This window comes from Pseudomonas azerbaijanorientalis (genome assembly GCF_019139795.1).
In the GTDB taxonomy this organism is placed as follows: Bacteria; Pseudomonadota; Gammaproteobacteria; order Pseudomonadales; family Pseudomonadaceae; genus Aquipseudomonas; species Aquipseudomonas laurylsulfatiphila.
In genome coordinates, this window is sequence record NZ_CP077078.1 from 4836428 (window position 1) to 4862726 (window position 26299).

Consider the following 26299-nt stretch of genomic DNA (forward strand, 5'->3'; position numbering starts at 1 on the left):
GAGAGCGGCGCCGGACGGTCACTCGATGATGTTGAAATCGCTCAGGTACTCATCGGAGATTTCCAGGCCCAGGCCCGGCTTGTTGTCATCCAGCTGGATGTAGCCGTTGACCGGTTGCGGCTCGCCCTTGAACACGTAGTAGAAGAGCTCGTTGCCGACTTCGACATCGAACACCGGGAAGAACTCGGCCATAGGCGAAGCCGTAGTGGACATGGTCAGGTGGTAGTTGTGCATCTGCCCGGCATGCGGGATGACCGGCACCGACCAAGCCTCGGCCATGGCGTTGATCTTACGCGCGGCGGTGATGCCGCCGACGCGGTTGGTGTCGTACTGGATCACGTCGACGGCGCGGCGTTCCAGCAGGTCCTTGAAGCCGTAGGAAGTGAATTCGTGCTCGCCGCCGGAGATCGGCATGATCCCCATCTTCTTCAGCTCGATGTAGCCTTCGATGTCGTCGGCGATCACCGGTTCTTCGAGCCAGCGCGGTTCGAATTCGGCCAGTTTCGGCAACATGCGCCGGGCGTACTCGAGGGTCCAGCCCATGTAGCACTCGAGCATGATGTCGACGTCGGGGCCGGCCAGCTCACGCAGGGCGCGCACTTGTTCGATGTTGCGGCGCATGCCAGCAGGACCGTCCTTCGGGCCGTAGCCGAAACGCATCTTCAGCGCGGTGAACCCCTGGCTCAGGTAGCCTTGGGCTTCTTCAAGGAACAGGTCGAGGTTGTCGTTGGCGTAGAGCTTGGACGCGTAGGTCCAGATCTTTTCCTTGGTGCGCCCGCCAAGCAGCTTGAACACCGGCTTGTTCACTGCTTTGCCCATGATGTCCCAGATCGCGATGTCGATGGCCGAGATCGCCGCCATGCCGATGCCCTTGCGGCCCCAGGCGTGGCTCTGGCGGTACATTTTCTGCCAGATGTATTCGTTGTCGAACGGGTCTTCGCCAATGGCGATCGGTGCCAGGTAGGTGTCGATGATTTCCTTGGCCACGCGCGGCGCCAGGGCGCAGTTACCGATGCCGACGAGGCCGGTGTCGGTCTCGACTTCCACCACCAGCCAGCCGTGGAAACGGAACGAGCCCATGGCGTCGCCGCGCTCGAACAGGATGTCGCTGGCGTTGGTGCAGAAGTGCGCCTGGGGTGGCACGACCTTGCCTTTCCACTCGAAAACGCGGGTACGGATCGCTTTGATTTTCATGAATACAGTTTCCTTGCGCTGCCGGCTTCTTGTCATTGTGAGTCGCTGCGCACTGCCGTTCGGGTGGCGGTCTTGCGCATTCGATGGAGCGACTTTAGCCAGCGGCCAAGGGCTGCGGATAATCACTTATGCGTATCCGGCGATAACCTGGAGTGATAGCTGAATTCGGTTATTGTGCGTTTCGGGTTATCGGGTGACACAAAACAAAAGTGGGAGCGGGCTTGCTCGCGAATGCGGTGGGTCAGTCGACGTATCGGTCGTCTGACCCACCGCATTCGCGAGCAAGCCCGCTCCCACAGGGGATTGTTGTTGTTTTAGAAATCCGGGATCAGTGGCGGTTGCGCCCCATCCGGCACGCGATCTCGAACGCCTGGCGAATCGCGCCGACGTTGGCCTTGCCCTGCCCGGCGATATCGAAGGCGGTGCCATGGGCCGGGGTGGTGATCGGGATCGGCAAGCCTCCCTGCACCGTGACGCCACGGGAGAAGCCCATCAGCTTGATCGCGATCTGGCCCTGGTCGTGGTACATCGTGACGACCGCGTCAAAGGCACTGGCATCGCCCTGGACCTTGAGGAAGATCGTGTCGGCCGGATAAGGCCCGTCCGCCGCGATCCCCAGTGCCTGCGCCGAACGCACCGCCGGGCCGATGATGTCCAGTTCCTCGCGACCGAACGAACCGTTATCACCGTTATGCGGATTCAGCCCGCAAACGCCGATGCGCGGCTTTTCCAGCCCGTTGCGCTTGAGCGCGGTGTCGATCAGTTGAATCGCTTCGACCACCCGTTGCTGGCTGAGCAGGCCCGGCACATCGGCCAGGGCCACATGGGAGGTCACCCGCGAAGTCCAGAGATTGTCGAGCACGTTGAATTCGCAGAACGGTCCATGGAAATCCAGCAGCTCGGCGAACCAGTGCAGCTCATCGCTGTGGGCCATGCCGGCCATGTGCAGTGAAGTCTTGTTCAATGGCCCGAACAACACCGCGTCGGTGATCCCCGCTTCGGTCAGGCGCAGGGCCTTTTCCAGGGTGTCGAGGCTGTAGCGGCCACCGATGACGCTGGCCTCGCTACGCGCAAACTCACCGATAGTGTCACCGCGAAAGTCATAGAACAGCGGCGTGTCATCGACGAATGCCAGCTGCTCCAGGGACTCGACGCGACGATAGGGAAATTCCATCCCGGCAATGCGCATGCCGCGACGCATTTCCGCTTCGTCGGCGATCAGGATCACATTGGCCTGGGCACGCACTTCAGGCTCGCCCAGCAGGCGCGCAATCAGCTCAGGGCCGATGCCCGCCGGGTCCCCCAGGACCATCGCGATGGTGGATTTGCTCATGCTTCACTCCTCAAGGGTTCAGGCTGCGCCCGGTCATTGGCGCAAGGCTCGCAGCGATAGACCCGCTGCGCGTTGCTGTAGAAAAGTCGTTCCTGATCGGCCATTGGCAGATCGGCGACGATGGATTTGAAACCGCTGTAGATGTCGTCGAACGAACCGCACAGGCTGTCCACGGGGAAGTTGCTGGCGAACATCGCCCGGTGGCTGCCGAACATGGCGATCACCTCGCGCACGATCCAGGTGTTGTCCTTGGCGCGCCAGCGCTGGCCACCCTGCCCCAGGCCGGAAATCTTCACCTGCACGTTCGGCCACTGCGCCAGCCGCGCCAGCGCCAGACGCCAGCCCGCCAGGCCTTCGGCGCTGCGGTCATTGGGCAAACCGGCGTGGTTGAGAATCAGCGTGATGCCGGGGAAATCCCGGGCCAGGCGTTCGGCCTCGTGCAGGTTCCACCAGGGTGTCTGCAAGTCGAAATGCAGGCCCAGCCCTTCGAGCGCGGCGTAACTGCGGCGCCAGTGTTCGTCACTCATCAGGCTGCGCAGGTGCCCCACCTGCGCCGGCGCGATCGGGCCACCGGGTTTGTGGCGCACGCTGCGCACATGCTTGAAACGCGCCTGTTCGGTGAGCACATCGATAGCGTCCGGATGATCGAGCCAGGCTTGCGCCACGACCGCATTCGGCACGCCGTAGCGGGCGGCCAGTTGCTCGATGAAGCGGGTTTCGCCAATCGGGTCCTGCGGGTTCCACTCGGTCTCGACGTACACCGTTTGCACGACGTTATGGGAACCTGCATCGGCGAAGTAATCCTCGGGAAAATAGCGGCGCTTGATCGCGCTGTAGTCTCCGTAGCGAAAGGGTATGTTGGCCTCGGGGGCAAGCCATGGGTGGTCGTTGACGGTCGGGTCCCAGAAGTGATGATGGGCGTCGATGATCGGGCCATTCCACAACGCATTAGTCATGGCGCACCTCATCCAGGCTGATGAACAAGGTCGCCAGCACGAAGACTGCCGAGCACGCTGCGAAGAACCCGAGCACAGGGGCGAAGCCACCGGTCGCCTGCAGGATCACGCCCACCAGGATCGGCACCGCGATGCCGCCGCAGCTGCCGGCCATGTTCATCACGCCGCCGATCAAACCGACCCGCGCCGGCGCCGCCAGCAGCGCCGGGAAGCTCCAGTAGAGGCTGCCCCACATCAGGAAGAACGCGGTCATGGCCAACAGCGCCACTGCCGCAAAAGGATTGCTCAAGGTCGGCAGCAACAGGAATGCGCCGAGGGCCACCAGCCCGGAAAACGCCAGCAGGCTCTTGACCGCCACCGCGCGACTCACGCCTTTGCGAATCAAGCCATCACAGAGGAAACCACCGGTCAACGAACCCAGTGCACCGCAGACAAAAATCACGAAGGTCGCCGCACCAATCCCCTTGATATCGAAACCCCGGGCCTGGGCCAGGTAACTCGGGCCCCAGGTCAGCAGGCCGAAATACACCATCGCCCAACTTGCCCGGCCGATCAGCAAACCGCTGAGCGAGCGTGGCGCAATACCCAGCCCCTTGACCGGCGCCCGGGCCGCTTCGGCGGCGGGCGTTGCACGGCCGGCGTTGATTTTCTCAAGCTCTGCCTCATTGACTTGCGGGTGACCGGCCGGATCATCGCGCAGATAACGCCGTGCCAGCCAGGCCAGCACCAGGGTGGCGATGCCGGCGATCACGAAGGCCAGGCGCCAGGAGTCCAGCGAGGCTATCAGCCAGGCAATGATCAACCCGCCAAGGGCCACGCCCAACGGGCTGCCGCTGTCCATCAATACCGCGCCGCGACTGCGCTCGCTCGGGGCCAGCCACAGGGAAATCAGCTTGCCGCCCGACGGGAACAGCGGTGCTTCGGCGGCGCCCAGTGCAACCCGGGCAAACAACAAAGACAAGCCGCCGGTGGCGAACGCCGCCAGCACCTGAAACGTGCCCCACAACCCGGTGGACCAACTGATGACCCGATGCGCGCCGAAGCGGTCGATCAGCCAGCCGCCGGGAATCTGCAACAGTGCGTAGGCCCAGAAAAAGCTGCTGAGGATCAGCCCTTGCAGGCTCGGTGACAGGGAAAACTCATGGGCGATGGTCGGCATCGCAATGGACAGCGACACCCGGTCGATCAGGTTGACCATGGTCAGCGCGAAGATGATCGCGAAGATCCGCCAGCGCACGCTGCTGGCTTTGGCGGTACCGGCCACCGGCATGGCCGCTTCGTTGGGCTGGGCTACTGCGCCGGGCAGATGCAGGGAAGCACTGGGACGAACCATGGTGCATGCCTCGTTTATTATTTTTGTGGAGATGCAGACGTTGATAAGCACTATCGAAGGCTTGCTGATAACCGTCTAATCAAAACTTGAAATCAGGCGATAGCCTCGGGTTATGTCATGCCCTGCTTTCAACGACCTTTCAACGTTGCCACGCATGCTTTTCTGTAGGAGCGAGCCTGCTCGCGATGGTCTTCAACGAAAACACGTGGTTCCTGAATTAACGCGGTGCCCTTGAGTCCATCGCGAGCAAGCTCGCTCCTACAGTAGGCAGTAGTTTGCCGAGCTATAACCCCAGGCTATCGGTGTATGTATTGTTTTGACTAGACGCCGTGCCCGCACCTTCACACACTCGGGCCAGGCTTGCGGCTTTACCACGCAAACAAGCCGCTCATAACAATTACAAGAACATGAATACGAGGCTCTTCCATCATGCGAAATGCATTCGTCCGTCGCACCTCCCGTCTGTTTCTTGGCTGCGCACTGATCGCCGCCGGTACCCTTCCCGCTCTCGCCAACGCCGCCTGGCAACCGGACAAGAACGTCGAAATCGTCGTCGCCGGTGGTCCCGGTGGCGGTACCGACCAGCTCGGTCGCCTGATCCAGTCGATCATCACCACGCACAAGCTGCTCGACGTGAACACCATCGTTCTCAACAAGGGTGGTGGTAACGGCGCCGAAGCCTTTCTCGACCTGAAAATGAGCAAGGGCGATGCCGACAAACTGGTGATCGGCACCAACAACATCTACCTGTTGCCGCTGGTGTCCAAGCTTGGCTACGAATGGCAGGAGCTGACCCCGATTGCCGCGGTGGCCGAGGATGACTTCATTCTCTGGAGCTACAAGGGTGCGCCATGGAAAGACGCGAAAAGCTTCTACGAAGCCGTCAAGGCCGACCCGTCGAACCTGCGCATGGGCGGCAGCCAGTCCAAGGACGTCGACCAGACCCTGACCCTGCTGCTGAACCAGACCAACAACAGCAAACTGGTGTACATCCCGTTCAAGAGCGGCAGCGAAGCCGCGACGCAACTGGCCGGCAAGCACATCGCCGCCAACGTCAACAATCCAAGCGAGAGCATCAGCCAATGGCGTGGCGATCAGGTCGAGCCGCTCTGCGTGTTCAGTAAGGAGCGCATGGGCTATACCGATAAAGTCGCCGGCGACAAATCCTGGGCCGACGTCCCGACCTGTCACGAACAAGGCCTGGGCATCGATCAGTACCGCTTCCCACGCACCGTGTTCATGCCCGGCGACGTCACCGCCGAGCAGCGCGCGTTCTATGTCGAGTTGATGCGCAAAGTCACCCAGACCGATGAGTTCAAGGCTTACGTGAAGCAGAACGCTCTGGTGCCAACCTTCCTCGAGGGCGAGCCGCTGACCGCCTACATCGAAAAAGACACCGCCCGCGTCACGCCGGTGTTCAAAGAGGCCGGCTGGCTGAAAAACTGAGTTGTTCACGGCCGCCCGCCCTGCGTACGGCCGTCACCTCTGGAGGTGCTTTCATGTCCCATTCTTCGGATTCACCACCGCTGGTCGGTACACGCTGGGTCGAACTCGGCCTGACACTCTTCACCACGCTGATCGGCGCGGTGGTGATGTACGGCAGCGTTGAGCAAGGTATCGGCTGGGGTGATGCCGGCCCCGAGCCGGGTTACTTTCCCTTCTACATTGGCCTGATGTTGAGCGCCGCCAGTGTGGCCAACGGCGTGTTGACCCTGGTGCGCTGGCAAGCCCTGAGCATTTCATTCGTCAGCCGCAGTGCGTTCAGGCAAGTGCTGTCGGTGTTCGTGCCCATCGCGCTATTCGTCGGTGCGATGCCGTTCACCGGCATCTACGTCGCTTCGGCCTGCTTCATTGCCTGGTTCATGTGGCATGACAAGGTCCGCGCCAAGCCTTACGGCAAATGGATGATCGGTAGCGTGTCTCTGGGCGCGGTGCTGGCCAGTTACCTGATTTTCGCGCTGTGGTTCAAAGTGCCGCTGGATGCCGGCCCAATGGGCGACTGGATTGCCCTGGCCGGGAGAAATTTCAAATGAGCGAGTTCGATTCCCTGCTGCAAGGCATGAACCTGATCCTCACGCCGGGCCATATCGGCCTGATGGTAATCGGCGTGCTGCTGGGCATTCTGGTCGGCGTACTGCCCGGTCTCGGTGCCCCCAACGGTGTGGCGTTGCTGCTGCCGCTGACGTTCACCATGTCGCCGGTGTCGGCGATCATCCTGCTGTCGTGCATGTACTGGGGCGCGCTGTTCGGCGGTTCGATCACCTCGATCCTGTTCAACATCCCCGGTGAGCCCTCATCGGTGGCAACCACCTTCGACGGTTACCCGATGGCCCGCGAAGGCCGCGCCGCCGAAGCCCTGACCGCCGCGTTCAGTTCGGCGTTGCTGGGTGCGTTGGCCGGGGTGTTGTTGCTGACGTTCCTGTCGACAAAAATTGCCGCGTTCGCCATGTCCTTCAGTTCGCCGGAGTTCTTCGCGGTGTACCTGTTGGCGTTCTGCACCTTCATCGGCATGAGCAAGAACCCGCCGCTGAAAACCGTGGTGGCGATGATGATCGGTTTCGCCATGGCCGCCGTCGGCATGGACACCGTGTCCGGCAACCTGCGCCTTACCTTCGACCAGCCGATCCTGATGACCGGCATCAGCTTTGAAGTGGCGGTGATCGGCCTGTTCGGCATCGGCGAAATCCTCTGCACCGTGGAAGAGGGGCTGGTGTTCCGCGGCGAGCATGCGCGGATCACGCCGATGGTGATCCTGCGCACCTGGGCCAAATTGCCGCGTTACTGGTGGACGATTGTGCGCAGCACCCTGGTTGGCTGCTGGATGGGCATCACCCCTGGCGGACCGACTGCCGCGTCGTTCATGAGCTACAGCCTGGCCCGGCGTTTCTCGAAAAACCGCGACAACTTCGGCAAAGGCGAACTCGAAGGTGTGATCGCCCCGGAAACCGCTGACCACGCGGCCGGCACCAGTGCCCTGCTGCCGATGCTGACCCTGGGCATTCCCGGTTCGGCGACTGCGGCGGTGATGCTCGGTGGCCTGATGATCTGGGGTTTGCACCCGGGGCCGACGCTGTTCGTCGAGCAACATGATTTTGTCTGGGGCCTGATCGCCAGCATGTACCTGGGCAACGTGGTGAGTCTGATCGTGGTGCTGGCCACCGTGCCGCTGTTCGCTTCGATCCTGCGCATCCCGTTCTCGATCATCGCGCCGATCATCATCATGGTCTGCGCCATCGGTGCCTACTCGGTGCACAACTCGTTCTTCGACGTGGTGTTGATGCTGGGCTTCGGTGCGCTGGGTTATCTGTTCAAGAAACTCGGCTACCCGATTGCGCCGCTGGTGTTGGCAGCGGTGCTGGGCGACAAGGCAGAAGATGCGTTCCGCCAGTCGATGCTGTTCTCCGACGGGCAGCTGGGGATTTTCTGGTCCAACCCCTTGGTGGGCAGCCTGACCACGGCGGCGCTGCTGATGCTGTTCTGGCCGTTGATTTCCAAAGCGCTGCAAACCCTGATCGGCCTGCGCAAACCTCAGGTCGCCAAACCAAAATCGGTGCTGTGACACGCCAAAGCTGGCAACGCCTGGCATTTGTTGTCAGGCTTGCCGCTGGACTTTTTCGCGAGCACGGCCCATGACCCGAATTCCTGCTGCCAACGTAATCCACAGCCGACTGCGCCTGCGCCAACTGCGGTTGATGCTGGCGTTGCAGGAATTCGGCTCGTTGCGTCGCGCCGCCGATCACATCGGCATGACCCAACCGGCCGCGACCAAAATGCTGCATGAGGCCGAGGACCTGTTGGGCGTCGAGCTGTTCGAACGCCTGCCCAGGGGCATGCGCTCTACCCCGTTCGGGGAAACGGTCATTTATTACGCACGCATGGTGTTCGCCGAGCTCAGCGGCATGCGTGAAGAGCTGGTCGCCCTCGAATCCGGCAACCTTGGCCGGGTCGCGGTCGGGGCCATTCCGGCACTGGCTTCGGGGCTGCTGACGCGCACCATCGCCACCTTGAAACAAAGCCATCCACGCTTGTCGATGAGCATTCAGGTCGACACCAGCGACGTGCTGGTGCAGGCGTTGTTGCAAGATCAGCTGGATATCGTATTGGGGCGGATTCCCGTCGGTGCCCGGGCAGAGGAGTTGCTGTTCGACAGCCTTGGCGAGGAAGCGCTGTGCGTGATTTCCGGCGCACAGAATCCACTGGCCAAAGCCACGCAGTTGAGCTGGGCCGAACTGCAGAACATGACCTGGGTGCTGCAACAGCAGCCCAGCCCCATGCGCGCGATCATCAATCAGGTGTTCCACAATGCGCGGGTCGACATCCCGAGCAGCATCGTCGAAACCACGTCGATCATGACCTTGCTGTCGTTGATTCAGCAGACCGACATGCTCGGCGTCACGCCGGTGTCGGTGGTCGAGGATTACCCCGGTCGGGATCTGCTGGCGGTGTTGCCGATCAAGTTCGAGGCGCGGCTGCCACCGTACGGGTTGATCACCCGGCGTCATCGCATTCAATCGTCGGCGATGCAGGCGTTCATGAATTCGGTACGGGCCGAGCATGCGCTGAGCAAATGACAGGCAAAAGATCGCAGCCTGCGGCAGCTCCTACAGGTACGGCTGCGATCTTTTGGTTTTTTTTTGCGCGGCCTACGCTGTTTTACGGAACACAAACACCAGCCCGACGATGATCAACAGCATGCCGAACAGGCTCAACAGCGCCAGGCGGTTGCCGAAGACCAGATAGTCCATCACCGCCGTCACCGCCGGTACCAGGTAAAACAGACTGGTGACGTTCACCAGGTTGCCCCGGGCGATCAAGCGGTACAGCAACAGCGTCGCCAGCACCGACACCACCAGCCCCATCCATAGCACCGGCAGGATGAAACCGCTGCCGTGTTCGAAGTGAAACGGCTGGAAAGGTACGAAAACCCCGCACAACAGCAGTCCGGCGAGGTACTGCACCGGCAGCGTGCCAAGGGGATTTTCAGTGATGCGTTTTTGCATGATCGAACCGAACGTCATGCTCGCCAGCGCCAGCAGACCGAAAAGCATCCCGGCCAATGACATGCCGGCCAGACCGATGCCCTGGTAAACCACCATGATCAGACCGGCCAGCCCGAGCGCCAGACCGAACATCCGGCTGGCTGATCGTTGACGCTCCATGATCACCACTGTAAGGATTGGCTGCACGCCCATGATGGTCGCCATCACTCCGGGGGTGACTTTCAGTTCGAGGGCCAACAGATAGAAAATCTGATAGGCCCCCAACAACACCACGCCGGTGGCCATCGCATACAGCATCGGCTTGCCGCCCTTGGGCATCTTCAGCTTGAACAACGGCACCAGCAACACCAGCCCGCATAGCGCGATGACGAAACGAAACATCAGGAAGGCGAAGGGTGACGCGTGGGCCAGCCCCCATTTGGAGAAGATCGCCCCGCTGCTCCACAGCAGCACGAACAGGCTCGTGGACGCCGCCGCGAGCGCGGATTTTTTCGAAAGGACAAACATGAATACCACCTGTAGTCAGGCAAAAAGCCAACTCAGCAAAAGCTGAAATCCAGTAGTTTTTTCAGGCGGGCGCGGGAACAGCAGAAGACAGCTGATCAGCCCGAAATGCCAACGCCTGGCGGTGATACGACTGCGCACACCGGCGTGCTACTGACAGGTGGGGGGTAATGACTGATCTGCCCGGGCTGCAGATTCCCGCACGGCACGACGCCAGCGTTGACCGCTGAATCGACTACCGCGTTGAGGAGGGATGCAGGCATTGGGCTGATCTTTGCTCGAGGGATAAAAAGTGAGTCCGAAACTCACCGTGCGCCGACTATAACCAGCGTTCGACATGGATTGCAACGAGTTGGTCAAAAGGCCGTATCCGGCTTCAACCAAACAACCAATACCCCAGCAACGTCAGCACCACCACCGCCAGCACCGGGCGCAGTACACGGTAGGCCTTGGGATTGCGCCGCTTCCATTGCTTGACCACACCACTGAATCTATCGCTGGAGTTCTTGCTCCACTCGTAGGCCTTGTTGATCCCGCCCACACGCTCGTCATCCAGGTTCTGAGGGGCGGTGGCGCGACCCAGCCAGGTGCTGATACAGCGGTTGATGCCGGTCATGAAGCGATTGCTCAACGGACGTTCGATATCGCAGAACAGGATGACCCGGGTCTTTTGCGTTTCATTCTTGACCCAGTGCACGTAGGTCTCGTCGAACATCACGTCTTCACCATCGCGCCAGGCGTAAACCTGACCGTCGACGAAAATGCGGCAATCATCGGAATTGGGGGTGGACAGCCCCAGGTGATAACGCAGGGAGCCGCCAAACGGATCGCGATGCGGGTTGAGGTGGCTGCCGCCCGGCAGCAGCGCGAACATCGCGCCCTTGACGTTGGGAATGCTGCTGACCAATGCCACGGTTCTCGGGCACAAGACTTCGGCAGAAGGCAGCGGTTTGTCATACCACTTGAGATAGAAACGCTTCCAGCCCTTCTTGAAGAACGAGCCAAAACCGGCGTCGTTATTCTTTGCCGCCGCACGAATATAGCCCTCGTCGAACAAGTGCATCGCTTCGTCGCGAATCACTTCCCAGTTGTCCTTGAGTACATCCAGTTCGGGAAACTTGCTGCGATCCAGATACGGCTTGGAAGGCACACCGGAAAACAGGTACATCAAGGCGTTATAGGGTGCGAACAGTGCCGAATGGTTAACGAATTGGCGCAAAACCGGCAGACGTGCCTTGCCGCGTAAGTGCACATAGAGGGTGCTGCCGAGAAACAGCAGCAACAACGAGGCTTTCGCGGCAAACGAAAAGGTCATCAACAACTCCTTTGAAGATAAGCGACTTTGCACCACGCCCATTGCCCGGCGTGGTTTGCGGCATGATAAACACTGCCGAACCGGTGAAAAACCTGCACTTTTCAACATTCAATGTTAACGAATGTGCAACAAAGCATTTCTTAACATGTGGCACCTGAACGGCGGCTGATGCGAATCCATCATCAACCACCGCCAGTGACGATCCGCCAAAATTCAGCGCTTACTGCTGATTCTCCTGTTCGGTAAACAGATCACTGAACAACATGCTCGACAGATAACGTTCACCGGAATCCGGCAGGATCACGACGATGGTCTTGCCCTGCATTTCCGGGGTCTCCGCCAATCTTACGGCCACTGCCATGGCAGCGCCGCAGGAGATCCCGCACAAGATTCCTTCTTCCTGCATCAAGCGCAAGGCCATGGCCTTGGACTCTTCGTCACTGACCAGTTCTACCCGGTCGACGATCGACAAATCGAGGTTCTTGGGCACAAAACCGGCACCAATGCCCTGGATCTTGTGCGGGCTGGGCTTGATTTCTTCACCGGCCAGGGCCTGGGTAATCACCGGCGACACCGCCGGCTCCACCGCCACCGAGAGAATCGGTTTGCCCTGGGTATTCTTGATATACCGTGAAACCCCGGTGATGGTTCCACCGGTTCCGACGCCTGCCACCAGCACGTCGACGGCGCCGTCGGTATCGTTCCAGATTTCCGGGCCGGTGGTTTTTTCGTGGATGGCCGGGTTGGCCGGGTTGTCGAATTGCGCCGGCATGAAGAAGTTCGACGGGTCGCCGGCAACAATTTCACCGGCTTTTTCGATAGCGCCCTTCATGCCCTTGGCCGGTTCGGTCAACACCAACTCGGCACCCAGTGCCTTGAGCACCTTGCGACGCTCGATGCTCATGGACGCCGGCATGGTCAGCATCAGTTTGTAGCCACGGGCGGCGGCCACGAACGCCAGGCCGATACCGGTATTGCCGGAGGTGGGTTCGACGATGGTCATGCCCGGCTTGAGTTTGCCACTGCTCTCGGCATCCCAGATCATGTTCGCGCCGATCCGGCACTTGACCGAGTAACCGGGGTTGCGCCCTTCGATCTTGGCCAGGATGGTCACACCACGCGGCGCAATGCGATTGATCTGCACCAACGGCGTGTTGCCGATGGAATGGGCGTTGTCAACGAAAATGCGGCTCATGGCTGGGTCCTTAACGACAGCATTGAAATAGGGCATCAAGGTAAGCCCTCTTGCCCGCAGGCGTCCAGTCGGGTCGAACGTCCGCCTGTCAGTGCAGTCAATGGCTTTAGATCGCCAGAGATTTACCGCCATGAAACGTCGATACAGCTGGCCCCTGTGGACCCTCATCGGTCTCGTTGTACTACTGATAACGCTGCACATCGCCCTGCCCTATCTGGTGCGCGATTACCTTAATGAGAGGCTGGCGGACATGGGCGACTACCGGGGCCAGATCACCGACGTGGACCTGGCCTTGTGGCGCGGGGCCTACAAGATAAATGGACTGAAAATCGTCAAGGTCGATGGCAAGGTTCCGGTGCCTTTCGTCAACGCGCCATTGATCGACCTCTCGGTGAGCTGGCACTCACTGTGGCACGACCACGCGGTGGTGGCCGAAGTGCAGTTCATCAAGCCCGAGGTCAACTTCGTCGACGGGGCCAACAAGCGAAATTCCCAGACCGGCCAGGGCACCGACTGGCGTGCCCAATTAGGCAAGCTGCTGCCCATTACCCTGAACGAAGTGCGGATCAACGACGGCAAGATTAGTTTTCGCAACTTCAACTCCAAACCACCGGTGAACATGAACGCCACGAAGGTGGATGCCAGTATTTTCAACCTGACCAACGTGGTCGACACCAAAGGCAAACGCGACGCACGCTTTGAAGGCAAAGCCTTGCTGCTGGGGCATGCACCATTGGAGACCTCGGCCACTTTCGATCCGTTGAGCGATTTCGAAGACTTCGAGTTTCGCTTGCGCACCACAGATATCGAACTCAAGCGCCTGAACGACTTCGCCGCGGCCTACGGCAAGTTCGACTTCAATGCCGGCCATGGCGACGTGGTGATCGAAGCCCAGGCCAACAAGGGCCGACTGACCGGCTATATCAAGCCACTGATGCGCGATGTTGATGTGTTCAACTGGCAGCAGGACGTGGAAAACAAGGACAAAGGACTGTTCCGCTCGATATGGGAAGCCCTCGTCGGTGGAACCGAGACGGTCCTGAAAAACCAGGGCAAAAACCAGTTTGCGACAAAGGTCGAACTCAGCGGCAACGTTCACCAGAAGGATGTCAGCGCGTTCCAGGCTTTTTTGCAGATTTTACGCAATGGTTTCATCCAGGCGTTCAATGCGCGGTATGAACGGCCCAAGCCGGATGCAGGCTAAGTCACTAAGTGACGCTCCATTCAGAGACTGAATAAGCCGTCTGCGTTCACAGTCGACCGGGCAGCGCGTTATAGTCGGGGCTGACCCTTTTTATTGCCCCCGCCCTGCCTCGTTCAGGTCGGCGTTACCGTTCGAGGATTAGCAGATGAAGTTCGAAGGCACCCAGGCCTACGTCGCCACCGATGACCTGAAGCTGGCGGTCAACGCCGCCATCACCCTGGAGCGGCCATTGCTGGTCAAGGGCGAACCGGGCACCGGCAAGACCATGCTCGCCGAGCAACTGGCCGAATCCTTTGGCGCCAAGCTGATCACCTGGCATATCAAGTCCACCACCAAGGCTCACCAGGGCCTGTACGAATACGACGCGGTCAGCCGCCTGCGCGACTCGCAACTGGGCAACGAAAAAGTCCACGACGTTCGTAACTACCTGAAAAAGGGCAAGCTCTGGGAAGCCTTCGAATCCGACGAGCGGGTCATCCTGCTGATCGACGAAATCGACAAGGCCGACATCGAATTCCCCAACGACCTGCTGCAAGAACTCGACAAGATGGAGTTCTACGTTTACGAGATCGACGAGACCATCAAGGCGAAAAAGCGTCCGATCATCATCATTACCTCCAACAACGAAAAGGAACTGCCGGACGCCTTCCTGCGCCGCTGCTTCTTCCACTACATCGCGTTCCCCGACCGCACCACCCTGCAAAAGATCGTTGACGTGCACTACCCGGACATCAAGAAAGACCTGGTCAGCGAAGCGCTGGACGTGTTCTTCGACGTGCGCAAGGTGCCGGGCCTGAAGAAGAAGCCTTCGACCTCCGAACTGGTGGACTGGCTCAAGCTGCTGATGGCCGACAACATCGGCGAAGCGGTGCTGCGCGAACGCGATCCGACCAAGGCCATCCCGCCACTGGCCGGCGCCCTGGTGAAGAACGAGCAGGACGTGCAATTGCTTGAGCGTCTGGCGTTCATGAGCCGTCGCGGCACCCGCTAAGAGGCTGATGCCATGCTGCTCAACCTGTTCAATGAAATGCGCGCAGCCAAGGTGCCGGTCTCGGTACGCGAGCTGCTGGACCTGATCAACGCGCTGAAACAGCGCGTGACCTTCGCCGACATGGACGAGTTCTATTACCTGTCCCGAGCGATCCTGGTGAAGGACGAAAAGCATTTCGACAAGTTCGACCGGGCGTTCGGTGCCTACTTCAATGGTCTGGAAAAGCTCGACGACCATCTTCAGGCACTGATCCCCGAAGACTGGCTGCGCAAGGAATTCGAACGCTCGCTGACCGACGAAGAACGGGCGGCGATCCAGTCCCTCGGCGGCCTGGACAAGCTGATCGAAGAGTTCAAGAAACGCCTCGAGGAACAGAAGGAACGTCACGCCGGCGGTAATAAATGGATCGGTACCGGCGGCACCAGCCCGTTCGGTTCCGGCGGTTTCAACCCGGAAGGCATCCGGGTCGGCGATGCCGGCAAGCGCCAGGGCAAGGCCGCCAAGGTCTGGGACCAGCGCGAATACAAGAACCTCGACGATTCGGTGGAACTGGGCACGCGCAACATCAAGGTCGCCCTGCGCCGCCTGCGCAAGTTCGCCCGCCAGGGCGCGGCGGAAGAACTGGACATCGATGGCACCATCGACCACACCGCCAAGGATGCCGGCCTGCTGAACATCCAGATGCGGCCGGAGCGGCGCAACACCGTCAAGCTGTTGCTGTTGTTTGACATCGGCGGCTCGATGGACGCCCATGTGAAGATTTGCGAGGAATTGTTCTCGGCCTGCAAGACCGAGTTCAAGCACCTGGAGTACTTCTACTTCCACAACTTCATTTATGAATCGGTGTGGAAGAACAACATGCGCCGCACCTCCGAACGCACTTCGACCATGGACCTGCTGCACAAGTACGGCGCCGACTACAAAGTGATCTTCATCGGCGACGCCGCCATGGCGCCCTATGAAATCACCCAGGCGGGCGGCAGTGTCGAGCACTGGAACGAAGAAGCCGGTTACGTGTGGATGCAGCGGTTCAAGGAAAAGTACAAGAAGCTCATCTGGATCAACCCGTATCCGAAGGACACCTGGGGCTATACCTCGTCGACCAACATCGTGCGGGACTTGATCGAGGACCAGATGTATCCGTTGACCCTTCGTGGGCTGGAAGAAGGGATGCGGTTTCTATCCAAGTAGAAATCCGTCGCCTGTGAAGGCCTCTTCGCGAGCAAGCCCGCTCCCACATTGGTTTTGTGCACGACACAGGTCAAATGTGGGAGCGGGCTTGCTCGCGAAGCTTTTAGCTGCGTGTGAAGCGCTGCAAATACTCGACATGCTCACGATGAGCGACATCCTGCACCACCGGCCTCAACCGCACCTGCGCCCCCGGCAGGCACTGCGCCAGCCGCGCCAGCGCCAATGGCGTCAACGCCCCCAGACGCGGATATCCGCCAATGGTTTGCCGATCATTGAGCAACACAATCGGTTGCCCGTCGGGCGGCACCTGCACGGCACCCAACGGAATGCCCTCGGAAATCATCGGTTTGCCCTGGTACTGCAGCGCCGTACCGAGCAGGCGAATACCCATCCGGTCGGCACGGCTGTCGAGGTGCCATACGCTGTTGAACGCGTCGAACAGGCTCTGCCCGCTGAACTCGCCGATCTGTGCGCCGAGGACCAGGTCCAACGGCGCATCAAGGTTCAGGTCCGGTCGTTGGTCTGCGGTCAATTCGCGCAGCAACATCACCGGGTTGCCCGAATAGCTCAAGCTCGCCCCTTTACCCAGCGCACGGCCCATGCCGTCCAGCCCGCCGAGTTCCTCCCGGACCACCGTCGCGCTGCTGCCCAGCACTTTCGGCGCATCAAACCCACCTGGCGCCGCCAGATAAGCCCGGGCTCCGAGCAACGGCTGAGTGAATTGCAAACGCTGGCCTTTGTGCAGCCTGAAACTGCGCCACGGGGTCAAAGCCTCGCCGTCCACCCGCGCGCCAAGATCCGCCCCGGCCAAGGCCAGCACGCATTCTTCTTCAGCCACCACGGTGAATCCGCCGAGGGTGACTTCGATCACCGGTGCATCCAGTCCGTTGCCCAATAGCCAGTTGGCCCAGGACATCGAACACCAATCGGCCGCTCCACCCTGGGTCACGCCCAGATGCCGCACGCCGAATCGCCCGGCATCCTGCAACAGGCACAGCGGCGTACTCGCTTCAATCATCAGACGGCTCATGCCTGGGCCTCCTGAGGCGTATCGTCCCCCCCAAGGTTAATGAACTCGGCATGGCCGACCGCTTCGAACCGTACGGTGTCACCGGGTTGCATCAGGCTGTAGCCGTCACGGTTGCGGTCGAACAATCTGGCCGGCGTGCGGCCGATCAGGTTCCAGCCGCCCGGCGACACCACCGGGTAAGCCGCCGTTTGCCGCTCGGCGATGCCGACACTGCCGGCCGCGACTTTCTTGCGTGGCGTGTTCAGACGCGGCGCAGCGAGCGCTTCTTCCACCAGCCCCATGAAGGCGAAGCCCGGTGCAAAACCCAGGGCGAATACCTGATATTCACGCTCACTGTGGCGGCGGATCACCTCCTCCACCGCCAACCCGCTGCGCTGCGACAACAGCGTCAATTCCGGTCCGACGCTCAAGTCGTACCACACCGGCAACACATGACAGGTACCGCGAGTACGCGCATTAGGCGACAGATCGATCAGTGCCTGGGCGATCAGTTCCCGTGCCTGGCTCGGGTTCAATGCCGTCAGGTCGTAATGCACCATCAATGTGGTGTAGGACGGCACCAGATCGATCAGGTGCCCGGCAAATGCCATGCGCAGACTTTCACTGGCAGCGAGCATCCACGGCATGTTGCTTTCGGCGATTTCATCGAACAGGCGCACCATCAGGCAATCCAGCGCCACCACTTCCACCCGCAGCTTCATGACGCACTCTGCCGGTTCAAGGCTTCACGGATGCGTTGCACGGCAGCGACCGAACTGGCGTTGTCGCCGTGCACGCAGAGGGTATTGGCCTGCAAATGCAGGGCGCTGCCGTCACTGGCGGTGAGCTGATCGCCACGGGCAATGGTCAGCGCCTGCTCGATGATTTTTTCCGGGTCGTGATGCACCGCGCCCGGCAGTTGTCGCGAGACAAGTTTGCCGGCGCTGTCGTAAGCGCGATCGGCGAAGGCCTCGAACCACAGTGTCACGCCGTATTCATCGCCCAGTTGTTGGGCGGCGCTGTTGTCGCGGGTGGCCATCAGCATCAATGGCAGAGTGCGGTCGTAGGACGCCACCGCTTGCAAAACGGCGCGCAGCTGCACCGGGTTGGCCATCATGTCGTTGTACATCGCGCCATGGGGCTTGACGTAACTGACCCGGCCGCCCTGGGCGCGGCAGATGCCGTCGAGGGCGCCGATCTGGTAATGCAGGATGTCTTGCAGCTCCTGGGTAGCATAGGCCATGGAGCGGCGGCCGAAGCCCACCAGGTCCTGATAGGCCGGATGCGCGCCGATTTGCACACCGTGGCTGAGGGCCAGGCTGACAGTCTTGCGCATGATGCTCGGGTCGCCGGCGTGAAAACCGCAGGCGACGTTGGCGCAATCGATGAAGGGCATGATTTCGGCGTCCAGACCCATGGTCCAGCTGCCGAAACTCTCGCCGATGTCGCAGTTCAATAGCAGGCGGCTCACACTGAACACTCCTGTAGGCTTTATTCTTTTCACCTGCGGGACCTATCTATAAGACAGTCCCGCAGATTATCAGTTACTGGGCGTCGAGTTGCTTGCCACGGGTTTCCGGCAGGCTCAGGGCCGCAAGGATCACCACACCGTAGGAAACCGCCGCGAAGGCACCGATGCCCACGCTCAGCGGTACGGTCTGACTGAGCAGGCCGATCAGCAGCGGAAACAACGCCGCCAGCGCGCGGCCGATGTTGTAGCAAAAACCCTGGCCCGAACCGCGAATGCGCGTGGGGAACAATTCGGTCAGGAATGCGCCCATGCCACTGAAAATCCCCGAGGCGAAAAAGCCTAGCGGAAAGCCCAGCCACAGCATCACGCCGTTGCTGACCGGCATTTGCGTGTACAGCAAGACAATGGTGAACGAGCCGACGGCGAACAGGATGAAGTTCTTCTTGCGTCCGAGGATGTCGGTCAAATAGGCGCTGATGACATAACCCACGTAGGAACCGACGATCACCATCGCCAGATAACCGCTGGTATTGAGTACGCTCAAACCGCGTTCGTTTTTCAGGAAAGTCGGTAGCCAGGACGTGATGGCGTAGTAGCCGCCCAATGCGCCGGTGGTCAGCAACGAAGCGCGAATCGTGGTGAACAGCATGCCGGGGGCGAAGATCTCGTAGAACTTCGAAGGATTGGTCGGCGCCTCCTTGGCTTTGGCTTGACGATAGATTTCCGGGTCCTTGACCAGACGGCGGACAAAAATCACAAAAATCGCCGGCACGATGCCAAGGATGAACAGCGCACGCCAGGCATCTTCCGGTGGCAATACCGAGAACAGCAGCGCATACAGGATCGCCGTCAGCCCCCAACCCAGCGCCCAGCCGGATTGCACCATGCCCACAGCCTTGCCGCGGTCCTTGGCGCGAATCACTTCGCCGATCAGCACGGCACCGGCCGTCCACTCGCCGCCGAAACCGAAGCCCATCAGGGTCCGCGCAATCAGCAGTTGTTCGTAGTTCTGGGCAAAGCCGCAGAGGAAGGTGAAGAATGCAAACCACAACACGGTCAGTTGCAGGGTGCGCACACGGCCGATGCGGTCGGAGAGTATCCCTGCGACCCAGCCACCGATGGCCGAAGCGATCAGGGTGCTGGTGTGAATCAGCCCGGCCTGGCCGGTGGTGATGCCCCACATGGCAATCAGGGTCGGCACCACGAAACTGAGCATCTGCGTGTCCATACCGTCCAGGCCATAGCCGATCTTGCAGCTCCAGAAGGTGCGACGTTCCTGCTGATTGATGTTGCGATACCAGTCGAAAGGTCCCGGGCGAGCCGTGGCTTTCGCGATGACGGGGGTGTCGGGCGCACTCATGGCAAATCTCCGCGCTGATTTTATTGGTATTGTTCTGAGCCCCGACGACGCCTATCGTGGGAACCGGATGCGCCGATTTTTGGACGCGCGCCCTGGCTGCGTCCAACTAATAAAAACCCGCCTTAGACATAAGAAATCTTTATCCCATGAACCTGAAGTTTCTCGAGACCTTTGTCTGGGTCGCCCGACTCAAGAGTTTCCGCCTGACCGCCGAAAAGCTCTTCACCACTCAGGCTTCGATTTCCAGCCGGATTGCGGTGCTTGAAGGCGAGCTCGGGGTGAAGCTGTTTCTGCGTGATTCGCGCGGCGTGAGCCTGACGCCCGAAGGCCTCAAAGTGCTCGATTACGCCGAGCAGATGCTGGACACCATGCAGGCGCTCAAGCAGTCGATCGAGACCCGTTCGAGCAAGGCCGGACGGGTGCGCATCGGCGTGATGGACACGGTGATCCATACCTGGCTCAGCCCGTTGGTGGCGCAGATGACCGATCACTACCCACTGGTGGAAATCGAGCTGGTGGCCGATACCTCGCTCAACCTCTGCGATCAGCTGCAAAAAGGCTTTCTCGATGTGATCCTGCAAACCGACCTGCTGCGTCAGGAAAGTGTGCGCAGCCTGGAACTGGCCAGCCACCCCATGGGCTGGATCGTCGCCAGCAATTCCATCTACAACCGCGAGTACTCGGGCATCGCTGACCTGGCGGGCGAGCGAGTCATCACCTATTCGAAAAACTCCCATCCGCACCAGGAAGTGCTGGCATTGATGCAGGCCAATGGCGTGATGGCGCCACGGTTGAACTGCGTGAACTCGGTGTCGGCGATTACCCGGCTGCTGCGCGACGGATTTGGCATTGGCGCGTTGCCGCCGGTGCTGGTGGCCGAGGAACTGGCGCGCGGCGAATTGACCCTGCTGGACATCGATCAGCGACCACCCGACTTGCAGGTGGTGGTGTCGTGGCGGGTAGGTGTGGAGTGGGTCGAGGAGATTGTGGCGTTGTGTCAGCAGGTGCTGGAGGGATATGCGCGCCGGGTCGGTGAAAATTACATCGTTTTGAATCGTTGAAAATCAAAAGATCGCAGCCTTCGGCAGCTCCTACATTGGAGTGCGATCTTTTGTTCTTACAGCCCGCGCAGATCCCGCTCCTCGATCGGCCGACTCTGGCGCAGACGCTTGCCGCCCAGCACCACCCAGTCGATCAGCCGGAACAGGCACTCGATCCCGAACGACAGCAGCAAGGCGCCACTCATGCCCCAGATCATCGCTTCGGGCGTCAACAGGATCTGGTAGCTGTAGCCGTTCCAGGTTTCCTTGCGAATGTCCGGATCGGCGGCCAGCACCACTTGCAGGAAGCGGATGTACCACGGGCCTTGCATCGCCTGGAATTGCTTGTCCAGAGCCACCTGACGGGTCAGCAGGTTGCTCAGGCTGTCGGCGTCGCTGCGAAAGATCGGGTCCTCGCTGGCACGGTAATGCGCGACCAGCGCCTGCATGTCACCCTTGAAGAACTGATTGGCGGTGTTCTGGAAGCCGCTCAACCCGGCCTGTGCCTCGATCAGATGGGCTTCGACCCGCTTGGCGTAATCGTTGATGAACCCCGGCACCTGGACACCGATCAACAGGCCCGCCGCAAACAACACCAGCCGTAGATAACTGAGCAACATGCAAGGAGTCCTTATTCAGTCGTGCCCTGGCTGACGCATTCGCCGCGTCGCCACAGGCTCCATTGACCCGGTTCGTAACGGGTCCAGGTTTCGTTTTCGGTCAAAGGTTCGGTGGCGATGACGGTGACCACATCGTCAGGGGTGGTTTCGGCCTGAAAGTCGACGATCACGTCGACATCTTTCAGGCGCGCCGGGCCAAAGGGGGCGCGACGGGTGATCTGCGCCAGCTTGGTCGAGCAATAGCAGAACAGCCAGTCACCGTCGCTGAGCAGACAGTTGAACACGCCTTTGCTGCGGTATTCGGCGCAAGCGGCCACCAGATCCGGCAGCAACGCTTCGACCTCGACCGGTTCGGGGAACGCCGCACGCACACGGTTGAGCAAATCGCAGAATGCCGCTTCGCTGTCGGTATCGCCCACGGGGCGGTAGAAACTGGCCGTTGGCTGAAAATCCGCCAACTGGCCGTTATGGGCGAAACACCAGTTGCGCCCCCACAACTCGCGGACGAACGGATGGGTGTTGGACAGGCAGACCTTGCCGACGTTGGCCTGGCGGATGTGCCCGATCACCACTTCGCTCTTGATCGGATAGCGCTGCACCAGGTTGGCGACTTCCGACTCGCAACTGGCCGCAGGGTCCTGGAACAGCCGCAGCCCACGGCCTTCATAGAAGGCAATGCCCCAACCATCACGGTGCGGGCCGGTGCGGCCGCCGCGCTGCATCAGCCCGGTAAAGCTGAACACGATATCGGTCGGGACATTGGCGCTCATGCCCAATAACTCACACATGCTCGGACTCTCGCTCAATCGCAGGGGCAAGGTTACAGACGGGGTTCGACTCGCATCCGCTGAGGATTGCTCGGCACGGGCGGACGACCGTAACGATCATCACCGGCACCGCCAAACGGTTGATCATCCTCAGGCTCTTCGGCGCGGACGGCGGCTTTGGTGGCAGCCTCACGCTCCTTGCGGGCGTTGGAGGCGCGTTCGATGGGGAAACGGATCGCCACCAGCACCAGATAGAGGCCGAATGCGATCATGCCGTACATGAACAGATCGGAAATTGCCCGCCAGGCGTTGTTGCCGACCTTGAACAGCAGGTCGAGCGCGGTAATGGCGACGGCCGGTGCGACTTTGTCCTTCACCGGGTCGATGATGGTCGGGCTGAACAGCAGCACGACCATCAGCAGCCGCAGCGGTTCACGCAGCCAACGCCACATCCAGCGGGTCAAGCGCATCCACACCAACAGGCAGCCCAAAGCGGCGAAGGCGTAGAGGCCCCAAGCGATCAGATAGTCGTTCTCGGTCATGGTGTCCATGGCAAGGCAGGCAAAGAGGCGCTTATGATAACGGCTTTTCGCCCGTCAGGCTGCATCAATGCCTGACTGTTGAGCGCTATCCATGTGGGAGCGGGCTTGCTCGCGAATGCGGCTTATCATTCAACAATGATATTGACTGACCCAACGCCTTCGCGAGCAAGCCCGCTCCCACAGGTTGCCAAGCCCCTATTTCGTACACTGTTCGAGAACCCTTCATGCCCCTATCCGCCAACACTTGCGACGCTCCGATTGCCCACAAGGCTGATGGCTCCGATCCGTATGCCTGGCTGCAAGAGCGCGACACCGATGCAGTGCTCGACTATCTGAAAGCCGAAAACAGCTATCAGGAGGCGCAAACCGCCGACCAGGCCGGGCTGCGCGAGACCCTGTTCGAGGAGATCAAGGGACGAATTCTCGAGACCGACCTGTCCCTGCCCTCGCCCTGGGGGCCGTATCTGTACTACACCCGCACCACCGCAGGCGATGAGTATGCCCGGCACTACCGCTGCCCCCGTCCGGCCGATGACAGCCTGACCCTCGACGAAAACCGCGAACAATTGCTGCTGGACCCCAACGAACTGGCCAACGGCGGCTTCTTTTCCCTGGGTGCGTTCAGCATCAGCCCGGACCATCAGCGCCTTGCCTACAGCATCGACTCCAGTGGCGACGAGATTTACACGCTGTTCGTGAAGGAATTGTCCGACGGCCGCGTCAGCGAGCTGGAATTCCAGGACTGTGACGGCAGCATGACCTGGGCCAACGACAGCCTGACGCTGTTCTTTGGCGAGCTGGACGACACCCATCGCCCACACAAGCTGTATCGCTATCGACTGGACGGTACGGCGGCCGAAGAAGTGTTCCATGAGCCGGACGGTCGCTTCTTCATGCATTGCTACCGTTCAAGCTCCGAGCAGCAACTGCTGCTGTCCGTGGGCAGCAAGACCACCAGCGAAGTCTGGGTCCTCGATGCCTCCCGGCCTCAGCAGGCATTTACCTGCCTGGCGCCACGGGTTGAGGATCATGAGTACGACGTGGATCACGGCGCACTGGACGGGCAATGGACCTGGTTCATCCGCACCAACCGCGACGGCATCAATTTCGCCTTGTACACGGCCCTCGATACCGGCGCCGTGCCCACCGAAGCCGACTGGCAGAACCTGATCCCCCATAGCGACACGGTGATGATCGACGGCATCAGCCTGAACACCGGGGCCATGACCCTCAGCCTGCGGCTTGGCGGTCTGCCGGTCATTGAAGTACACCCACAAGGTCTGGCGCCTTATCGCGTGCAGCTGCCGGATGCGGCCTACAGCCTGCACGTGCAAAACAGCCTGGAGTTCGAAAGCCAGCGGATTCGCCTGCGCTACGAAGCGTTGAACCGTCCGGCGCAAATCCGTCAGCTTGAGCTGGCCACCGGCGAACAGAAAGTGCTCAAGCAAACCCCGGTGCTCGGCCCGTTCGACGCCGACGCCTACATCAGCCAGCGCCTGTGGGCCACTGCGCCGGACGGCACGCAAGTGCCCATCAGCCTGGTGATCAAACGGACAGACCTCGGCAAACCGGTGCCGCTGTACCTCTACGGTTATGGCGCCTATGGCGAAAGCCTCGACCCATGGTTTTCCCATGCGCGACTGAGCCTGCTGGATCGCGGCATGGCGTTTGCGATTGCCCACGTGCGTGGCGGCGGCGAACTGGGGGAAGCCTGGTATCGCGCCGGCAAGCAGGAGCACAAGCACAACACCTTCAGCGACTTTATCGCCTGCGCCGAACACCTGATCGCCCAAGGCTTCACCACTGCACCGCAGTTGGCAATCAGCGGCGGCAGCGCCGGCGGCTTGCTGATCGGCGCGGTGCTCAATCAACAGCCGCAGCTGTTTGGCGCCGCCATCGCCGAAGTGCCGTTCGTCGACGTCCTCAACACCATGCTCGACCCTGATCTGCCATTGACCGTGACGGAATACGACGAGTGGGGCAACCCTGAAGAGCCGGACGTTTATGATCGGATCAAGGCCTACGCCCCTTACGAAAACGTTACCGCGCAAGCTTATCCGGCGACCCTGGTGATCGCCGGTTACAACGACAGCCGCGTGCAGTATTGGGAAGCAGCCAAGTGGGTGGCGAAACTGCGCGCGACCAAGACCGACAGCAATCCGCTACTGCTCAAGACCGAACTGGGTGCCGGGCATGGCGGGATGAGCGGGCGATATCAGGGATTGCGTGACGTAGCTCTCGAATATGCATTTTTATTCAAGGTATTGGGTATAGCCTGAGGAACCTGGGCCGATGAACCGGTCTTAATTGCGGACACTGGTAGCCGATACAACACCTGTGGGAGCGGGCTTGCTCGCGAAGGCGGTGTGTCAGTCAACATCTCTACTGAATGTTGCGCCCCCCTTCGCGAGCAAGCCCGCTCCCACAGGGGATTTGCGGTGAATTCAAATTCGAGTCAGCAACACACAAAAAGACCGTGACGACATGTCTGAATCAACCTTTCTGAACAACGAAATTCGCGACTGGCTGATGGATTGCGGCCTGTTCAATCAACTGTTGCCGGCGGACTTCGTCGCGGCCTCGGGCTACTTCAGTATCAGCACCATTGCCCAGGGCGAGGAGATCTTCCAGGAGGGCGATGCCGGCAGCTTCATGTGCATCATCCATACCGGTCAGGTGGCGGTGCAGAAAACCACCGCTGACGGGCAACGAGTCACCATCGCCACGTTGCGCAGCGGCCGATCGTTCGGGGAAATGGCCGTACTCGACGGCGAACGGCGCTCGGCCAGTTGCGTGGCCGCCAGCAACTGCCAGTTGCTCAACCTGGGCAAGGACTCGCTGGAAAAGATGCTCAACGATGCACCGAAAATCGCCGCCAAGATCATCCGTGCCCTCGCCGTCTCCCTGTCCAAACGCCTGCGCATGGCCGACGGTCAACTGCTTTCGCAGCAGGTTTAGCCACCCGGTGATTTGACTTTCGGCGGGTTCGGTTCGATTCCCGGCACGGGCTGATCCTTGGTTGGCGGGCTGGGCATTTCAATCGGCACCAACGGCGGCCCGCTACTGCCGGGGCCGACTTTCGGCAACGGCGCCGGGCTGATTTGCGGGTAAGGCGTGGGCGTGGCGGTGCCGGGCGAACCGGGTATCGGCGCGGGGCTGACGGGAATCGTTTGCAACTGTTGGGCCTGCGCTGCAGTTATCGAGAGCGCGGCCAGGGCAATGACCGTTAGAATGGTGCGCTTCATCAATGGCTCCGTTGGCCTTGTCGTCATGA

The 26299-nt window shown here is 60.6% G+C and carries 25 protein-coding genes; 10 read left to right on the top strand and 15 right to left on the bottom strand.

Annotation, left to right across the window (positions count from 1 at the left end):
- Nucleotides 1-18: 18 nt before the first annotated feature.
- The 4 genes from KSS91_RS21525 to KSS91_RS21540 all read right to left on the bottom strand — a co-directional run bounded on the left by KSS91_RS21525 (nucleotide 19) and on the right by KSS91_RS21540 (nucleotide 4753).
- Nucleotides 19-1194: an L-rhamnonate dehydratase gene (locus tag KSS91_RS21525; RefSeq protein WP_015096352.1), complete on the bottom strand. Its 1176-nt coding sequence runs from the start codon at nucleotides 1192-1194 to the stop codon at nucleotides 19-21.
- A gap of 328 nt (nucleotides 1195-1522) precedes the next feature.
- Nucleotides 1523-2527: a 4-hydroxythreonine-4-phosphate dehydrogenase PdxA gene (locus tag KSS91_RS21530; protein WP_007972457.1), complete on the bottom strand. Its 1005-nt coding sequence runs from the start codon at nucleotides 2525-2527 to the stop codon at nucleotides 1523-1525.
- Complete coding sequence (locus tag KSS91_RS21535) at nucleotides 2524-3483, bottom strand: amidohydrolase family protein (RefSeq protein WP_217836056.1); 960 nt, start codon at nucleotides 3481-3483, stop codon at nucleotides 2524-2526. The genes KSS91_RS21530 and KSS91_RS21535 overlap by 4 nt, the downstream gene beginning before the upstream one ends.
- The gene (locus KSS91_RS21540) at nucleotides 3476-4753 is read right to left on the bottom strand and encodes an MFS transporter (RefSeq protein WP_217838459.1); all 1278 of its coding nucleotides are present in this window, start codon (nucleotides 4751-4753) and stop codon (nucleotides 3476-3478) included. Before KSS91_RS21540 ends, KSS91_RS21535 begins: the two co-directional genes overlap by 8 nt.
- A gap of 492 nt (nucleotides 4754-5245) precedes the next feature.
- Between KSS91_RS21540 and KSS91_RS21545 the strand changes: the two genes are divergently transcribed.
- The 4 genes from KSS91_RS21545 (at nucleotide 5246) to KSS91_RS21560 (ending at nucleotide 9387) form a co-directional block, all read left to right on the top strand.
- Complete coding sequence (locus KSS91_RS21545) at nucleotides 5246-6262, top strand: Bug family tripartite tricarboxylate transporter substrate binding protein (RefSeq protein WP_007972451.1); 1017 nt, start codon at nucleotides 5246-5248, stop codon at nucleotides 6260-6262.
- A 53-nt stretch (nucleotides 6263-6315) separates the two neighbouring features.
- Entirely contained in the window at nucleotides 6316-6849 is a 534-nt protein-coding gene (locus tag KSS91_RS21550; protein ID WP_217836057.1) for a tripartite tricarboxylate transporter TctB family protein, read from the top strand.
- A complete protein-coding gene (locus KSS91_RS21555) occupies nucleotides 6846-8375 on the top strand; it encodes a tripartite tricarboxylate transporter permease (RefSeq protein WP_217836058.1) in 1530 nt (509 codons plus the stop codon). The genes KSS91_RS21550 and KSS91_RS21555 overlap by 4 nt, the downstream gene beginning before the upstream one ends.
- A 70-nt stretch (nucleotides 8376-8445) precedes the next feature.
- Entirely contained in the window at nucleotides 8446-9387 is a 942-nt protein-coding gene (locus KSS91_RS21560) for a LysR family transcriptional regulator (protein ID WP_015096357.1), read from the top strand.
- 72 nt (nucleotides 9388-9459) lie between these two features.
- On the opposite strand, the gene KSS91_RS21565 is transcribed toward KSS91_RS21560, so the two are convergent.
- From KSS91_RS21565 to cysK, 3 genes are all read right to left on the bottom strand, one after another.
- Nucleotides 9460-10323 (bottom strand): DMT family transporter, encoded by an 864-nt coding sequence (locus KSS91_RS21565; protein WP_217836059.1) that lies wholly within the window; start codon nucleotides 10321-10323, stop codon nucleotides 9460-9462.
- A 373-nt stretch (nucleotides 10324-10696) separates the two neighbouring features.
- On the bottom strand, nucleotides 10697-11635 hold the full coding sequence (locus tag KSS91_RS21570) for an aspartyl/asparaginyl beta-hydroxylase domain-containing protein (RefSeq protein WP_217836060.1): 939 nt from the start codon (nucleotides 11633-11635) through the stop codon (nucleotides 10697-10699).
- Between the two features lie 220 nt (nucleotides 11636-11855).
- Nucleotides 11856-12830: a cysteine synthase A gene (gene cysK, locus KSS91_RS21575; RefSeq protein ID WP_217836061.1), complete on the bottom strand. Its 975-nt coding sequence runs from the start codon at nucleotides 12828-12830 to the stop codon at nucleotides 11856-11858.
- A gap of 100 nt (nucleotides 12831-12930) precedes the next feature.
- Here cysK and KSS91_RS21580 point away from each other — a divergent pair, with 100 nt between their 5' ends.
- The 3 genes from KSS91_RS21580 to KSS91_RS21590 all read left to right on the top strand — a co-directional run bounded on the left by KSS91_RS21580 (nucleotide 12931) and on the right by KSS91_RS21590 (nucleotide 16216).
- Nucleotides 12931-14034 carry a DUF748 domain-containing protein gene (locus tag KSS91_RS21580; protein ID WP_437179708.1) on the top strand — a complete coding sequence of 368 codons (1104 nt, stop codon included), beginning with the start codon at nucleotides 12931-12933 and terminating at the stop codon, nucleotides 14032-14034.
- A 145-nt stretch (nucleotides 14035-14179) separates the two neighbouring features.
- Entirely contained in the window at nucleotides 14180-15025 is an 846-nt protein-coding gene (locus KSS91_RS21585) for an AAA family ATPase (protein WP_007972431.1), read from the top strand.
- A 12-nt stretch (nucleotides 15026-15037) separates the two neighbouring features.
- Nucleotides 15038-16216, top strand: coding sequence for a vWA domain-containing protein (locus tag KSS91_RS21590; protein WP_008049176.1), 1179 nt, complete (start codon nucleotides 15038-15040; stop codon nucleotides 16214-16216).
- A 103-nt stretch (nucleotides 16217-16319) separates the two neighbouring features.
- On the opposite strand, the gene KSS91_RS21595 is transcribed toward KSS91_RS21590, so the two are convergent.
- From KSS91_RS21595 to KSS91_RS21610, 4 genes are all read right to left on the bottom strand, one after another.
- Entirely contained in the window at nucleotides 16320-17246 is a 927-nt protein-coding gene (locus tag KSS91_RS21595) for a 5-oxoprolinase subunit C family protein (RefSeq protein WP_217836062.1), read from the bottom strand.
- Nucleotides 17243-17947, bottom strand: coding sequence for a 5-oxoprolinase subunit B family protein (locus tag KSS91_RS21600; RefSeq protein ID WP_217836063.1), 705 nt, complete (start codon nucleotides 17945-17947; stop codon nucleotides 17243-17245). The genes KSS91_RS21595 and KSS91_RS21600 overlap by 4 nt, the downstream gene beginning before the upstream one ends.
- Nucleotides 17944-18696, bottom strand: a complete 753-nt coding sequence (locus KSS91_RS21605) for a 5-oxoprolinase subunit PxpA (RefSeq protein ID WP_217836064.1) — start codon at nucleotides 18694-18696, stop codon at nucleotides 17944-17946. Before KSS91_RS21605 ends, KSS91_RS21600 begins: the two co-directional genes overlap by 4 nt.
- Before the next feature lie 73 nt (nucleotides 18697-18769).
- Complete coding sequence (locus KSS91_RS21610; protein WP_015096365.1) at nucleotides 18770-20056, bottom strand: MFS transporter; 1287 nt, start codon at nucleotides 20054-20056, stop codon at nucleotides 18770-18772.
- A gap of 146 nt (nucleotides 20057-20202) precedes the next feature.
- On the opposite strand from KSS91_RS21610, the gene KSS91_RS21615 reads away from it, so the two are divergent.
- On the top strand, nucleotides 20203-21117 hold the full coding sequence (locus tag KSS91_RS21615) for a LysR family transcriptional regulator (RefSeq protein ID WP_217836065.1): 915 nt from the start codon (nucleotides 20203-20205) through the stop codon (nucleotides 21115-21117).
- A 56-nt stretch (nucleotides 21118-21173) separates the two neighbouring features.
- Here KSS91_RS21615 and KSS91_RS21620 read toward each other — a convergent pair whose 3' ends face one another.
- From KSS91_RS21620 to KSS91_RS21630, 3 genes are read right to left on the bottom strand one after another with little or no spacing between them, the layout of a single operon-like run.
- A complete protein-coding gene (locus KSS91_RS21620) occupies nucleotides 21174-21716 on the bottom strand; it encodes a DUF2937 family protein (RefSeq protein ID WP_015096367.1) in 543 nt (180 codons plus the stop codon).
- Nucleotides 21717-21727: 11 nt separating this feature from the next.
- A complete protein-coding gene (locus tag KSS91_RS21625) occupies nucleotides 21728-22504 on the bottom strand; it encodes a class II glutamine amidotransferase (RefSeq protein WP_015096368.1) in 777 nt (258 codons plus the stop codon).
- Between the two features lie 32 nt (nucleotides 22505-22536).
- On the bottom strand, nucleotides 22537-23034 hold the full coding sequence (locus KSS91_RS21630) for an MFS transporter (protein WP_217836066.1): 498 nt from the start codon (nucleotides 23032-23034) through the stop codon (nucleotides 22537-22539).
- Between the two features lie 215 nt (nucleotides 23035-23249).
- Here KSS91_RS21630 and KSS91_RS21635 point away from each other — a divergent pair, with 215 nt between their 5' ends.
- Both KSS91_RS21635 and KSS91_RS21640 read left to right on the top strand, forming a co-directional pair.
- Nucleotides 23250-25304, top strand: a complete 2055-nt coding sequence (locus tag KSS91_RS21635; protein WP_217836067.1) for a S9 family peptidase — start codon at nucleotides 23250-23252, stop codon at nucleotides 25302-25304.
- A 205-nt stretch (nucleotides 25305-25509) separates the two neighbouring features.
- The gene (locus tag KSS91_RS21640) at nucleotides 25510-25983 is read left to right on the top strand and encodes a cyclic nucleotide-binding domain-containing protein (protein WP_007972417.1); all 474 of its coding nucleotides are present in this window, start codon (nucleotides 25510-25512) and stop codon (nucleotides 25981-25983) included.
- Here KSS91_RS21640 and KSS91_RS21645 read toward each other — a convergent pair.
- Nucleotides 25980-26270: a hypothetical protein gene (locus KSS91_RS21645; protein WP_104450506.1), complete on the bottom strand. Its 291-nt coding sequence runs from the start codon at nucleotides 26268-26270 to the stop codon at nucleotides 25980-25982. The genes KSS91_RS21640 and KSS91_RS21645 overlap by 4 nt on opposite strands.
- Nucleotides 26271-26299: the final 29 nt, after the last annotated feature.